Source organism: Neptuniibacter halophilus (assembly GCF_030295765.1).
GTDB classification, from domain to species: Bacteria; Pseudomonadota; Gammaproteobacteria; order Pseudomonadales; family Balneatricaceae; genus Neptuniibacter; species Neptuniibacter halophilus.
On the sequence record NZ_AP027292.1, the window covers coordinates 776,633 to 790,205 of the forward strand.

At 53.3% G+C, this 13,573-nt stretch carries 10 protein-coding genes; 4 read left to right on the forward strand and 6 right to left on the reverse strand.

Features of this window, described 5'->3' with window-relative positions; all coding sequences use genetic code 11:
- Nucleotides 1–106: 106 nt before the first annotated feature.
- On the forward strand, nt 107–883 hold the full coding sequence (gene yaaA, locus QUD59_RS03620) for a peroxide stress protein YaaA (protein WP_286239658.1): 777 nt from the start codon (nt 107–109) through the stop codon (nt 881–883).
- Between the two features lie 74 nt (nt 884–957).
- Here the strand turns inward: yaaA and QUD59_RS03625 are convergent, their stop codons facing one another.
- Genes QUD59_RS03625 through QUD59_RS03640 form a run of 4 tightly spaced genes read right to left on the reverse strand, consistent with a single transcriptional unit; the run spans nt 958 to nt 4,875 of the window.
- Nucleotides 958–1,821, reverse strand: coding sequence for a Tim44 domain-containing protein (locus QUD59_RS03625; RefSeq protein ID WP_286239659.1), 864 nt, complete (start codon nt 1,819–1,821; stop codon nt 958–960).
- Nucleotides 1,822–1,879: 58 nt separating this feature from the next.
- The gene (locus QUD59_RS03630) at nt 1,880–2,767 is read right to left on the reverse strand and encodes a DMT family transporter (RefSeq protein ID WP_286240984.1); all 888 of its coding nucleotides are present in this window, start codon (nt 2,765–2,767) and stop codon (nt 1,880–1,882) included.
- 18 nt (nt 2,768–2,785) lie between these two features.
- Nucleotides 2,786–4,480 carry a potassium channel family protein gene (locus QUD59_RS03635; protein ID WP_286239660.1) on the reverse strand — a complete coding sequence of 565 codons (1,695 nt, stop codon included), beginning with the start codon at nt 4,478–4,480 and terminating at the stop codon, nt 2,786–2,788.
- A gap of 11 nt (nt 4,481–4,491) precedes the next feature.
- Entirely contained in the window at nt 4,492–4,875 is a 384-nt protein-coding gene (locus tag QUD59_RS03640; RefSeq protein ID WP_286239661.1) for a DUF6394 family protein, read from the reverse strand.
- Nucleotides 4,876–5,076: 201 nt separating this feature from the next.
- Here QUD59_RS03640 and QUD59_RS03645 point away from each other — a divergent pair, with 201 nt between their 5' ends.
- Nucleotides 5,077–7,926 carry an insulinase family protein gene (locus QUD59_RS03645; RefSeq protein ID WP_286239662.1) on the forward strand — a complete coding sequence of 950 codons (2,850 nt, stop codon included), beginning with the start codon at nt 5,077–5,079 and terminating at the stop codon, nt 7,924–7,926.
- A 45-nt stretch (nt 7,927–7,971) separates the two neighbouring features.
- Here the strand turns inward: QUD59_RS03645 and QUD59_RS03650 are convergent, their stop codons facing one another.
- Both QUD59_RS03650 and sbcB read right to left on the reverse strand, forming a co-directional pair.
- Nucleotides 7,972–8,475: a hypothetical protein gene (locus QUD59_RS03650; RefSeq protein WP_286239663.1), complete on the reverse strand. Its 504-nt coding sequence runs from the start codon at nt 8,473–8,475 to the stop codon at nt 7,972–7,974.
- Entirely contained in the window at nt 8,465–9,931 is a 1,467-nt protein-coding gene (gene sbcB / locus QUD59_RS03655; RefSeq protein WP_286239664.1) for an exodeoxyribonuclease I, read from the reverse strand. Before sbcB ends, QUD59_RS03650 begins: the two co-directional genes overlap by 11 nt.
- A gap of 124 nt (nt 9,932–10,055) precedes the next feature.
- Here sbcB and QUD59_RS03660 point away from each other — a divergent pair, with 124 nt between their 5' ends.
- Complete coding sequence (locus tag QUD59_RS03660; RefSeq protein ID WP_286239665.1) at nt 10,056–10,478, forward strand: YchJ family protein; 423 nt, start codon at nt 10,056–10,058, stop codon at nt 10,476–10,478.
- A 261-nt stretch (nt 10,479–10,739) separates the two neighbouring features.
- Entirely contained in the window at nt 10,740–13,565 is a 2,826-nt protein-coding gene (locus QUD59_RS03665) for a DUF349 domain-containing protein (protein WP_286239666.1), read from the forward strand.
- Nucleotides 13,566–13,573 lie beyond the last annotated feature (8 nt).

Sequence of the window (13,573 nt, forward strand, 5' to 3'; positions counted from 1 at the left end):
CTATAGACTGTTCCTATCAAGGCCATTGAAAAAATGGCCTTTTTTGTGCCCCCCGGTCGTTGTTATCATGCGTCTAACACTCATAATTTAAGAACAGATCATTCCTATGCTGATTGTCGTATCTCCCGCAAAAACACTGGATTACGAAACCGCCCCGGTGACTCAGAAGCTAAGCCAGCCTGAATTTATTGAGCACTCGCAGGCGCTCATCGACGAGTTAAAACAACTGTCGGTGCAGGATGTGGCTGAACTGATGAAACTCAGCGATAAACTGGCCAGCCTGAACGTTGCCCGATATGAGTCCTGGGTGCCTGAGTTCAGCACCGAAAACGCTAAACAGGCAGTGCTGGCCTTTAAAGGGGATGTGTATACCGGACTCGATGCTGAGTCACTGAGTGAGGATGATCTGGCCTTTGCGCAGGATCATCTGCGAATTCTCTCGGGCCTTTACGGCGTACTGAAGCCACTGGACCTGATGCAGCCTTACCGGCTGGAGATGGGCACCCGACTGGCCAACAGCCGGGGTAAGAACCTGTATGACTTCTGGGGTGACATTATCTGCCAGCGCCTGAACAGCGAACTGGCCGAATCGGCACAACCGGTACTGGTCAATCTGGCCTCCAACGAGTACTACAAAGCCGCCCGGGAAAAGAAAATCGAAGCGCGCATCATCACACCGCAGTTCAAAGACTGGAAAAACGGCCAGTACAAGATGATCAGTTTTTACGCGAAGAAAGCCCGGGGTCTGATGACCCGTTATATCATCCAGAACCGGATCGAAGACCCTGAGCAGTTAAAAAACTTTGATCTGGAGGGTTACCGCTTTGCCGAATCGATGTCTGAAGGCGATAACTGGACCTTTATCCGCGATCACGAAGAGTAATCCCGGAGCTCCGCCCCAAAGCAATAAAAAAGCCAAAGCAGATGCTTTGGCTTTTTTGCTGTGTAAACGCCGGCTCAGTTCTGTTCGATACCGACAATAAACCAGTCGGCATTCGGCTGGTTCATGCTCCGGGACAGGTGCCAGGTTTCATTAAACTCAGTGGTCTCATCGCTGTTCTCTTTCAGCCAGCCATAGAAGTTAATACTGACGATCACTTCGCCCGGCTGCTCAATAAAGTTAGTCAGCTCAGTCATCACTGAAACCACCTCAGTTACCTGATCCTGAGGGTGGCGCTTACGCTCCTCACGCAGGGCATTGAACAACTCAGGCGATGTGTAGCTGCTGATCTCATCCCAGTTATTTTCATCCCAGGCTTTCTGCAGGGTGATAAAGTGCTCGCGCGCACCTTCAAGGAAGGCTTCACGGTTGAACCACTGGGGTAGTTGCAGTGCCGAGGTTTCTCCCCAGCCGGAGCTGAACGACGGCATCGGTTTAAACGATTCGGCCTGAGGTTCAGCCTGCTCACGCTGCTGATTCTGGTCGTGCGGCTTAATCTCGTATTGCTGCGGCCCATTGCTGGCGTAAGCGTTCTGCGCCTGAGCCGGCTTGCGCATGGCAAAAATTTTATATACCACAAAGATCAGACCTGCGATCAGCAACAGATCCATAAACTGCAGCCCCTCAAAGGCACCACCAAACAGCAGTGCTCCGAAGATACCACCTGCCAGCAGACCGGCCATCATGCCGCCAAAGCCAGAACGTCTGGTCGGGGTTGTCGCGGTTTTATTAACCGTGCTTCCCTGCTGCGCCTGTTGCTGAGTCGGGGTGGATTGTGATTTTTTAGGGGAAGAGAAACTTTTACCAAAAGATGATCCGCCACCCAGACGCTTTGCATCCGCCTGTTCAGCGATCGGCAGAGAGATCAGAAATACTGCCATTAACGTAACAAAAAAAGTCCGCATTATGTCTCCTAATGACTTTTACAGCTTAATGCCTTTAACCAGCCTGTTGCCTTTTACCCGAAAGTACCGCGAGATATATCCCAATGAATATTAATCCGATGCCCCACAAATGGAAAGTGTGTACCTGCTCGCCGAGAAACAGCACTGACAACATCATGCCCCACAAGGGTACCAGATGAATGAACAATCCGGCCCGGCCAGCACCGAGTCTGGCAACACCGTAATTCCAGAACATGTAAGCGAGAATTGAGGGGAACAGCGCCAGATAACCCAGCGTCAGATAAAGATCCTGATTCCAGTTAATCGGATCACTGTGTGCCATCTCCCAGACGGCAAACGGAATCAATGCAATCACGCCCACCGAGAGCGTTACCGAAAAGAACGCAAAGCCTGACAACCCCTGAGGTCGCCAGCGCAGGCAGATACTGTAGGTTGCCCAGACCAGCATCGCCAGCAATATCCACAGATCACCGGGATTAATCTGAAACTGAACGATCTGATCCGGCTGACCACGGGTAATCAGGGTTGTCACACCCAGTAGCGAAACCGCTACCCCCAACCACTGTTTCAGACTGGCCGGTTCACGCAGAAACAGCGCACTGATCAGCAAGATCATAATCGGCATGGAAGATTGCATCAGCGTGCCGTTTACCGCAGTGGTGTACTGCAGACCGATATAGGCCAGCGTATTGAAGGTCGCTACACTGAGAATCCCCAACACAATCAGGATCTTCAGATTGTCACCAATTAACTGGCGGTTCTTAACCATTACCGGAATCGCAAAAGGCAATAAAATCAGCAGCGCCAGGCTCCAGCGAATAAATGCCAGCGAAAACGGCGGAATATCCACCGAGAATGCCCGCGCCAGAACAAAGTTACCGGCCCAGAACAGTGTGGTCAGGGCTAAAAGCAGATAAGCCAGGGGAAATACCTCAGAAAGTCAGGATCGAGATTGCAGCAGACGGGAAAGCAGACTGTTACTGGCATCGTTTCCGGTCAGCACATAGTGCAGCACATTGTAGTTGTTCACTGTCCACTGCATTCTGCGGAAAGATTTATTCAGACCACAGATCAGCAGTTCATCGCCGGGTTGCAGCAGATCCAGCTCACCGGGTTGCATATCAATCACGCCCTCCCGGCGTAACATCAACGGGAAGGCGTGCAGGTTACGCTTGCGATTGTGCGGATCTTTAAAAAACAGTGAAATTTTCAGTTCAAAACCCTGCGCCATCGCTTCCATCAGCGCCGGGGTTTGCTCCTCGCCCACCGTGTAAGCCCAGGTATCCAGCTCCTGATCACCGACGACACTGCTCATCCGGTTGATCAGAGTATGTGCCCAGACATCATCGTGATGGCGCTGCATATGTTCAATAAACACCGGCAACAAAGGGGAGCGGACATGAGCCAGTACCCGGTTGGCGATGATTCTTCCGGGCTCCATAATAAAATCGGCACGACTATTCTGGAACACCAGTGCATTGGCATGAACATTCTGCCGTACCACGGTTACCAGTTTTGGATTCAGTTCCCGGGCCGTCATAATAATCGACAGGTTGTCCGCATCATTCCCGGTACCGGCGACAATACCCACCGCTTCGTGCACACCCGCCTCCAGCAGCGTCACCGCCTCAGTGCCCACGCCGGTCACCTGATTGGGAATCTGATCGATTTTGGCCGGGTCCACATCGACCACGGTCATCTCCACTTCACTCTCATCGAAAGCCCGGTAGAGTGCCCGGCCGAAACGCCCGTGACCACAGATAATCCAGCGTCCCCGGGTACGCTGGTAGACACTGGAAAGCGGCCGGTGATACGGGTTATGAATCCAGTCATAAACCAGATGCATATAGGGCTGATGGGCCGCCAGTGAGAGGTACTGGGCAAAGGTACGAAAAGGGTCCACCACCAGATCGGTACCAAACGAAAGCAGGTTGGCCGTGGTGACATCGGATTCGGTCCGGCTGATCACCAGACGTTCAGGGCAGAGCAGCTTACTGGCAATAGCAATCGAAAGGTTGACCTGATCATCATTCGTTAATGCCATAATTCCGACGCACCGGGCGTGCTGCAACCCGGCCGCGTCCAGCACATCCGGCAACGAGGCATCGGCACAGAGCGCGGGCACAGAAACCGGCAATTCGTCCATCTCCAGCGCATCGATCCGGTCCTGCTCTACATCCAGTACGACCACACGGATATCCCTGCGCACCAGTTGACTGACCACCACACTGCCGGTCACGCCGTAACCGCAGACCAGATAGAAAGGTTCATGAATGCCTCGCACCGTGGCAGTAAAGGAGCGTCGTCGCATCAGGCGACCAAACACCGGCTCCTGTAACAGCGCCAGCGTTGTACCGATGCCATACAGCCAGGCGATGACCGTGGCGTAGATACATAACAGGGTCCACATCCGCTGCGCCGGGGTGAAAGCATAGGGAATCTCGCCAAAGCCGATGGTCGAGCCCATAAAAGAAACGAAATAGACCGCATGGAAGAAATCCATCCGGTAAGCCTGCCCCTGATCATCCACCCCGGGAATCAGGACAAATCCCAGCACCGATACCGAATAGACGATAATCAGCGTGATCAGCGGAACGCGCAGTCGCCTTAACAGCAGGTAGATAACGTTATTCATCAGAGCCGCTTCTAGCGTCGCAGCATCGCGGTTTCAAGCACTAACAGAATCACCGAGATGATGTTGGCCATCAGCGCCCCACCACTCAGGGAAACAACGCTGGACATATTTGAAGGATCCATGCCCACGCCGCTGATATGCTCAGCGTAGCCCCAGATGCCGGCAGCAATCACCAACTGCAGATCCGCCACCAGCGAGGTTGCCAGCATCAGAGCGCCCAGGTGTGTACGATCACCAAATTTGATTACCGTACAGATCATACTGACCACCAGCGCGGCGAAGAATTCATAGATATTGTGGTGAGCAGGGTTCTCTATATCCCCCAGATAGAAGCCGAAATTAAGGGTAAATGCCAAGACGATAAAAAACGCAAAAATTACCTTCTCTTTGTTCATCGCATCCTTCCTGAATACAAGACCGCTTCTGTTGATGAGGATTGTAACACCCGACCGGCTAAAAGCTATTCCGGCAGAAGTGCTTTCACCGGGGAACCTCAACCGTTATTCTTGGTCACAGCTCAATAACTCAGAATCCTGCCATGTACAAACGCAGGATGGCAGGCTTTGATTTGTCCCGAACATTAAGGCACCGACTCCATGTATTCGCTATCTATACACCGAAGCTTTCTCTCTCTGCTGACGCTACTGATACTCTTCACCCTGTCCCTGAACAATGTACAGGCAGACGTCGAGAAAAGCCCGAATGACCCGAAGCATTACCGGAGCCTGACGCTGGATAATCAGCTCCGGGTCCTGCTGATCTCCAAGCCGGGTGCTGATAAAGCCGCCGCATCGATGAATGTAGCAGTAGGCTCCAGCGCGAACCCTGAGGAGCGCGCAGGTCTGGCCCACTTCCTTGAGCATATGCTGTTTCTGGGTACCGAAAAATATCCGGAAGCAGATGAATACCAGAGTTTTATCCGCTCCCATGGCGGTGGCCATAACGCCTATACCGCTCAGGAAAACACTAACTACTTTTTCGATGTTTCCGCCGAGCATCTGGAACCCGCTCTGGACCGCTTCGCCCAGTTTTTTATCGCACCGCTGTTTGATGCCAAATATGTGGATCGCGAACGTCACGCCGTCCACTCGGAGTATCAGGCCAAGATCAAAGACGATTACCGCCGCGGCTTTGCGGTGTCTAAAAGCCTGATGAACCCTGAAAACAGTCAGAACCGGTTTGTCGTCGGCAGCCTGAAAACGCTGGCAGATCGTGAAGGCAGCCCGATTCGCGATGAACTGATCGACTTTTACCAGCAATACTATTCTGCCAATCTGATGACACTGGTCGTGCTCGGCGGGGAATCTCTGGATCAGTTAGAACAGATGGTTCGGCAGAAATTCAGCGCGGTCAAAAACCACAATGCCACTGAATTTCAGGATACGGCGCCCCTGTTTATCCCCGGTCAGTTACCACAGCAGGTCAAGATCAAAAGCGTCAAGGATATCCGCTCCCTGACCCTGACCTTTCCGATTGCTGAGACACGCAGCCACTGGCGAGCCAAACCGGTTTACTACATCAGCCATCTGCTCGGCTACGAAGGCCATGGCAGTCTGCTTTCTCTGCTTAAAGAGAAAGGCTGGGCTACGGCGCTTTCTGCCTCTCAGGGCCACAATCTGAGTAATGGCGGCAGCATTATGATCAACATCCAGTTAACTGAAGCAGGCGAGAAAAACTACCTCAGCGTCACTCAGACCGTATTCCAGTTTGCAGAACTGATCAGGCGTCAAGGGGTACAGGAACAGCTTTACCGGGAGCAACAGCAACTCAGCCAGATCAGTTTCCGTTTTCAGGAGCAAGCAGAACCGATCCATCTGGTCAGCGGACTGGCGCAGCAGATGCAGCACTACCCCACTGAACTGGCACTGTCCGCCGATTACAAATTTGAGCAGTTTGATCCTCAGCTAATCCAGAGCTATCTGCAGCAGATCCGCCCTGACAACCTGTTCCTGAGCCTGAAAAGTCAGGCCGTTGAAGGTGATCAGACAGAGCCTTACTACAACGTCCCATACCAAACCGGCAAACTGACCGCCGCACAACTGAAACAGCTGGAGGTCACAGCGATTGACCCGGCCTTGTCGGTACCCGGCAGCAACCCGTTTATTGCCGAAAATCTGGAACTGCAGCAAGGTCCGGAACAAGCCGTTCCGCAGCTGATCAGCCACCGTCCCGGTTTCGAGCACTGGTACCAGTCAGATACCCGTTTCGGTCTGCCTAAAGCGAACGCTTATTTCACTCTGCAAAGCGCTGAAGCCAACCGCAACGCCCGCAACTGGGTTCTGAACAGCCTCTATACCAGCATGCTTCAGGAACAGCTCAACGAAACCCTCTACGATGCTTATCTGGCCGGGCTCAGCACCCAGATTTATCCGCACATGAAAGGCATTACCCTGCGCCTTTCGGGTTATAACGACAAGCTGGATCGCTTGATGCAGGCTGTGATCCCGGCACTGACGACACTGGAGTTGAATGAAAAACGCTTCCGGATTCTGAAACAGCAGTATCTGGACAGTCTCAACAATGAACTCAACGAGAAGCCCTCTACCCAGACCAGCGCCCGACTCTATGAGCTGCTGCTGCCGCAGTGGAGCAATCAGGCACAACAGGCCGCGCTGCAGGAAGTGACCCTGCAGGATCTGGCCGATTACAGCCAACGCCTGCTCAGGGCTCCCACACTCAAGCTGCTCAGCCATGGTAACCTTAACCGCGCACAGGCAGATGTTCTGGAGCGTACACTCACATCCAGCCTGCTGCAGGAGCAGGCTGAAGCCCCTGAAGCAATCCGTGTGACCCGCATCCCTCTGGATCAGCCACTCAATGCCGAGCTGGATATCAACCATGATGATTCAGCACTGGCCATGCTGCTGCAGGGCGAAAGCAATGCTCTGCGCAGCCAGGCTCAGGTCGCACTGCTCAGCGAGATTCTGGCGGCTCCGTTCTACCATCAGGTGCGGACAGAAAAGCAATTGGGTTACATTGTGTTCGCCACCCCCATTCAGATGAACAAAACACCGGGCATCGGTTTTATCATTCAGTCCCCGGTTGCCACGGCCACCGATCTGAAAAACGAAGTCGATGGGTTTCTTGCGCAATGGGGAGAGAAACTGAAAGCTCTGGATCAGGACAGTCTGGCACGCTACAAAAACAGTGTCGTGGCCCGCATCAGCCAACAGGAAAACACCCTGTCGAGCCGAAGCAAACGCTACTGGCGGGAACTGGACTGGGGGGAAACCGGATTTGACAGCCGTCAGAAGCTGGCTGCTGAGGTAGAAAAGCTGACTCTGGCTGATCTGGAACAGACCCTGAGTCAGTTGCAACGCAGAAAACTGACGGTCAGCAGCAACGGAAAGCGCTTCTCACAGAAGGATAGTAAAGAAAACATTGCGCAGATCTCCTCAGAACTGAAACAACTGCGCTCCTCCGGCGCGATCGTGCCTGAGGCCTGAAAGCATTAACAGGATGCGTATCTTCAGGTAATCAGAGACAGGGGGTCAGGGCTTGACCACCTGTCTCGATTTAGCCGCATCGGGCGTCTCCCCGGACGCTTCCATGCGTTCTAACTGGGCCTCGATAGGTCTGAAATAGATCGAGTCCTTAACCTCGGGTTCGGCCAGCTCTTCACACCCCTGACCGAGAATAAAGCAGCGTGCCTCCTGCTCATCCTTACCGATCTGAACAAAAATCTTATCTTCGCCCTTCAGCACCGGTTTTTTGCTCTTACCGGCCGGCACTTCATTCACTTTGGCAGGAACAAATGGCACCACCACCGGTTTCGGCAGATTACTCGGCAGATCCTCAGGCTGAACTTCCACCATCGGCTCTTTATCAAAACTGCCCCGGCGCCAGTTTTCATAAGCGGTTTCACCATCCACGGTGCCATAGAAATAGCCCTTAGGTACTGTTACCTGGTACTCGATCGGCACCTCGCTCTCCTCCTCGGCCTGCAGGCCAGGAGTAATCAACAATGATGTAAGCAGTAAAACCTTAATAGCCATCGGCAAAAGGATCATCCATCGGGTAAATAGCTTCAGCATAGACCGCCAGCTCTTCGAGAATATGCTTTTTGTTCTCATCCAGATCAGCCTGGGAGTAGAGTTCGTTCAGGCGCTGATAGAAGCGCTCCATCGTCAGATGACCGCCCTCTCCCTGCAGCAGTTTGCGCCGGCGATACTCCTCCCACTGCTGTAACTCCTCCTGACTGAGCACAGCCGGACAGTTACGTGCCTTATAGCGGAGCAGCATCTCTTCCAGCCGCGGATCCTGAAACGGCAGATCCAGCAGCGCCAGTTCTTCAGGCCCGGCATGACGAACCTGATCCATCAACTGACGATCGCTGGGCGAAAAAAAGCCCCCGCTGTAGAGCATCTGATCCGGATCAGCGTCAGATTCGAACGGGCTCTCACTGTAGATATCGGCCACCTTTTCCGCCAGACCAGTAAAACTTCGGATCATCTGCAAGTGAGTACGACAGACATCGCCATCAATCTGCATCCGGGCCGCCTCTTCTTTGTTCAGCATTCCGGCAGGTGCAATGATCGGGCATTTATTGATATGTACCTGTTTTAACGCGATCCGCGGGTCACCCTCACCGAGCTCAGCCTGCGGGGTATAGAGCAGACGACGAATCTCTTCAACCGGCAACTGCATCAAAGGTTCCGGGCTATATCGCAGATCCCATACCAGTACGCCATTTTTATTCACCGGATGCAGGGCCAGCGGAGACACCACTGCAGCATTGCCAAGGTCTGTCGGATAACGTGAAGAGATATGCAGGACCGGCTTGTGGCTCTGCGGGTCTATCAGCTTCTGAATCGCCTGTTTACTGCGATTATTCACCACATAGTTGTAAAGTTTGGGCTGCTTTTCACGCACCAGTTTCGCCATCTCAATGGTGGCATATACATCGGAAAGTGCATCGTGGGCATGGCCATGATCAATGCCATTGGCTTTGGTCAGATCCTCCAGACGTAAACTGGGTGAACCGTCCTCATACTCCGGCCAGTTAATCCCCTCAGGACGTAACGCCCGGGTCAGGCGGAGCATATCGATAATATCCCAGCGCGAGCAGTTGTTCTGCCACTCCCGGGCGTAGGGGTCGAAGAAATTCCGATAAAGACCGTAGCGGGTCACTTCATCATCAAAACGGATACTGTTGTATCCCACACCACAGGTGCCCGGCCGCGCCAGTTGTTCATGCACCAGGGCAAAAAATTCCGCCTCGCAAACCCCTTCACCCATCGCCTGCTGCGGCGTAATGCCAGTGATCAGACAAGCTTCCGGTTGCGGCAACTGATCTTCACTCGGTCGGCAGTAAAACATCACCGGCTCTTCGATAATGTTTAACTGTTCATCCGTCCTGACTCCGGCAAACTGCACCGGCCAGTCCCGCTTTGGATCAGCGCCAAAGGTTTCGTAATCATGCCAAAAGAAAGTCAGGGGCGGCTGTGCCATAAATTATCCTTGCCAAACCGGTGAATCAGAACGATATAATGTGGATGAGAGGTATCGGGCCAACCATTGTATTCAGCCCCCGACACCCCGCCCAGAGTAACATTTCAGCCAAAAGGGTTCACCCATGTTGCAACAGGACGTAACACACAAAGAATGCCCCTGTGGTTCACAGAAGCCATTTGACTACTGCTGCAAACCGATCATCGAGGGCCAGAAACCCGCACCTACTGCTGAAGCGTTAATGCGCTCCCGTTATACCGCCTTTGCTCTGGGCGCCATCGATTATCTGGTCGACACCACTGCCCCTGAAAAGCGCGGCAAAGATGATGCAGAACTCCTCGCCGATCAGGTCAAATATACCAACTGGGTCGGCCTGACTATCCTCAGCACTGAACAGGGGCAACCTTCAGATCAGACCGGCAGCGTTGAGTTTGAAGCTCACTTCGAAACCGAAGATCAGCGCGGTGTTCTGCACGAAAAATCAAACTTCCGTAAAGATGAAGGTTTCTGGGTTTATGTCGACGGGGATGTTGAGGTCCGCACCTGACCCGGCAACCATAACCCACCCGCCTCAGTATTAAAGATTTTCATCTGGCCCGGCGTTGTCATGGCAAAGCCGCGGCAGATCTCAGTTGTCACTGGCCGCACAGATTCGCAGACAGATAAATCCGCTGCAGACTGGGCCTGATACAATTCTTTCCGCTAATGTCAACGCTGTCAGCGTGATCTTTCTGAGTTAGAATGGCAAACCTTAAACGGCCCGGGCGCTCCAGCTTATATACGCCCCGCCTTTGATCTACAGGTAGATATGCTAGCTCGATTTTTAAAACCCAACTGGCAACACCCAAAACCGGATAAACGTGTCAAAGCCGTTGCCAGACTGCGCCCGACAGATGCCAAAGCGCAACCCATTCTGTCACAGCTTGCCCTTGAAGATCAGGATGAGCTGGTGCGCCTGAACGCTACAGAAAAGCTTCTTAACTTGAACCTGCTGATTAAAATCAGCAAACAGGACCCTTCTGCCAACATTCAGCAACAGGCCTTACACCGCATCAGCCAGATTCTGCTGAATCAGGAGATCGACACCTCAGCCGAAGAAAAACAGAATGCACTGGCTTCGCTGAAAGAGAGTAACTTTCTCACCCACATCGCCCTCAACAGCCGCGATGCCAGCCTGAGAGAACAGGCGATCCGGCAGTTGAACGACAACGCCAATCTGGCAGTAATCGCCGAAAAAAGTCAGCGTGCCAGCGTTCGCCTGCTGGCTGCAGAGAAGATTGACTGCCCGGAGACACTCGAGCGGCTGAGCAAACTGGCTCGCAACAAAGACAAAGGCGTGTACAAAATTGTCCGCGACAAACTGCAAGACCTGCGAAAGCAGGAAAAGCTGCAGGCGGAGTTGCAAGAGCGTATCGAAAAACTGATCAGTGCCACCGCCGATCTCAGCCGCAGTGAATTTTTCCCGTTGTATGGGGCCAAATTAAACGCTCTCGAGAATGAATGGGTGCCACTTGAGACGCAAGCAAGCCGGGAGCAGCAGCAACGCTTCAATCAGTTTCAGGTATGCTGTCAGCAACAGATCGCCGAACGTCAGGCCGAAGAACAGGCAAAACAGCAACAGATTGCCCGGGAACAGGCGTTACGCGAACAAGCCCATACGCTTTATACAGAACTCTGCGCGCTGAAAGAAAGTGCCGGCACAGCCCCGGACGAACTCAGTCAGGTTGATCAACTGGAAGCGGAGCTCACGGCACTGGAACAACAGTGGCAGGAAATGGAAGCATTCAGCACAGGGGCTGATCAGAACAGTTTCACCCGTGTCAGGAATCAACTGCTGACTCTGCTGAACAGCTTTCGCCTGTTCTTCGAGCAGCAGCAGGCAGTGATACGACAGACCGATGCACTGAGCAACCCTGAACTCAGTGGCGATCAGGCCAGAAATATGGCGAGCAAGGCTGAAAAACTGATCAACCGGATCAACTGGCCGCGACAGATCAGTAAACCTGACACGCTGAGCCGTCTGGAAAACGCACTGTCCCGTCTTCAGCAGCAGGTAGATCAGCAGCAATCCCAGACACGAAAGTTGCAGCAGGAGCTGGATCAGGAACTGAACAGCCTGAAACAGGCGATCAGCGCCGGTGAAATACGCAGCGCCGATAAGCAGATCAAACGCGCTGAACAACTCAGCAAGCGACTGAATGGTAAATTACCGGCCGAGCTGGATCAGAGAATCAAATCCCTCGGTGCTGAGCTTCAGGAGATCAGAGACTGGCAGGCCTACGCGGTCACCCCGAAGAAAGAAGCCCTGTGTGAAGCGATGGAAGCCCTCGCCGATTCGACACTGGATGTGGCAGAGCTGGCCACACAGATTAAACGCATTCAGAAAGAGTGGAAGCTGCTCGACGCTACTGATTCAGTACATTCACAACAGCTCTGGAAGCGATTCAAGAACGCCTCTGATCAGGCCTATGCGCCCTGTGATGCGCACTTTGCCGAGCAGCGCGACCTGCGCCGGCATAATCTGCAACAGCGTGAGCTGATCTGCACAAAGTTGAGCCAACTGGCTCCGCTTAATGAGGATGAACCGAACCCCGACGTCTGGAAAGCCTATGAGGAGCAACTGCGTCAGGCCAAACTCAACTGGAAAGAGCATACCCCGGTTGATCGGGCGCCCGGAAAAAAACTGCAGGCTCAGTTCGATCAGTTACTGCGCGCACTGGAACACCCTCTGAAGGCACAGCAAAAACAGAATGCCACGGCCAAACAGGCATTGATCAGTCAGGTACAGGAGCTGCTTTGTGCATCTGATCTGCAGCAGGCTACCGAACAGGTGAAACAGCTCCAGCAGGACTGGAAACTACTGGGCAGCGCTCCGCGCAATCAGGAACGCAAACTCTGGCAACAGTTCCGCGAACTCTGCAATCAGGTATTCGAACGCTACTACGACAGACGCGCAGGACATGCTGATCAGACCGGGAAGCTCAACGAACGCTGCAACGAACTGGAGCAACTTTGCAACAGCAATAGTCCTCTCAGCCTGTTACAGCAAAAACTGGCGCAGGCTCAGCAGCTCAGCGATGAGATTGATAACAACAGCCCGCTGCTTCAGCGCCTGAACCGTATCGCAACCCGTATCAGCCAGCAGCAGACAGTTCTGGCCCGATTTGAGAGCGAACCCTTCCAGCGTCAGCAGCGCAAAGCTGTTATCTGTAATCGTCTGGAAAATGCCATCCTGAATGACCAGATCGACACCGAACTGGAACAGATCCGCAACGACTGGAATCAGGAAGGCGAAGATACCGGTTCCGAGGTTGATCAGCGCTACCAGACCCTGATGCAACTGATCGAAGCCCCGGAGCAGATCCATGCGCTGCTGGAGCAACAGGAACTGCGCCTGCGCCAGCTTTGCATCCGCTTAGAGATCGCCGCCTCCCTCCCCTCCCCGGTGGAAGATCAGGCACTGCGTATGGAATACCAGATGGAGCGATTGCAGCAGGCGCTCGCCGAACAGAACCAGAGCTGTAATCTGGCGGAGATCAGAGAACTTGAATTTGAATGGCTGGGTGTGCCTTTCGCTGACCAGTTTGAACATCTTCAGGAACGTTTTCAGCAACAGTTGCAAAATCTGATCTGATTGCTGCT

Excerpts from the sequence above, each read along its gene's own strand:
- yaaA (WP_286239658.1), top strand. The coding sequence starts at position 107 with ATGCTGATTGTCGTATCTCCCGCAAAAACACTGGATTACGAAACCGCC.
- QUD59_RS03625 (WP_286239659.1), bottom strand. The coding sequence starts at position 1,821 with ATGGCAGTATTTCTGATCTCTCTGCCGATCGCTGAACAGGCGGATGCA.
- QUD59_RS03635 (WP_286239660.1), bottom strand. The coding sequence starts at position 4,480 with ATGAATAACGTTATCTACCTGCTGTTAAGGCGACTGCGCGTTCCGCTG.
- QUD59_RS03640 (WP_286239661.1), bottom strand. The coding sequence starts at position 4,875 with ATGAACAAAGAGAAGGTAATTTTTGCGTTTTTTATCGTCTTGGCATTT.
- QUD59_RS03645 (WP_286239662.1), top strand. The coding sequence starts at position 5,077 with ATGTATTCGCTATCTATACACCGAAGCTTTCTCTCTCTGCTGACGCTA.
- QUD59_RS03650 (WP_286239663.1), bottom strand. The coding sequence starts at position 8,475 with ATGGCTATTAAGGTTTTACTGCTTACATCATTGTTGATTACTCCTGGC.
- sbcB (WP_286239664.1), bottom strand. The coding sequence starts at position 9,931 with ATGGCACAGCCGCCCCTGACTTTCTTTTGGCATGATTACGAAACCTTT.
- QUD59_RS03660 (WP_286239665.1), top strand. The coding sequence starts at position 10,056 with ATGTTGCAACAGGACGTAACACACAAAGAATGCCCCTGTGGTTCACAG.
- QUD59_RS03665 (WP_286239666.1), top strand. The coding sequence starts at position 10,740 with ATGCTAGCTCGATTTTTAAAACCCAACTGGCAACACCCAAAACCGGAT.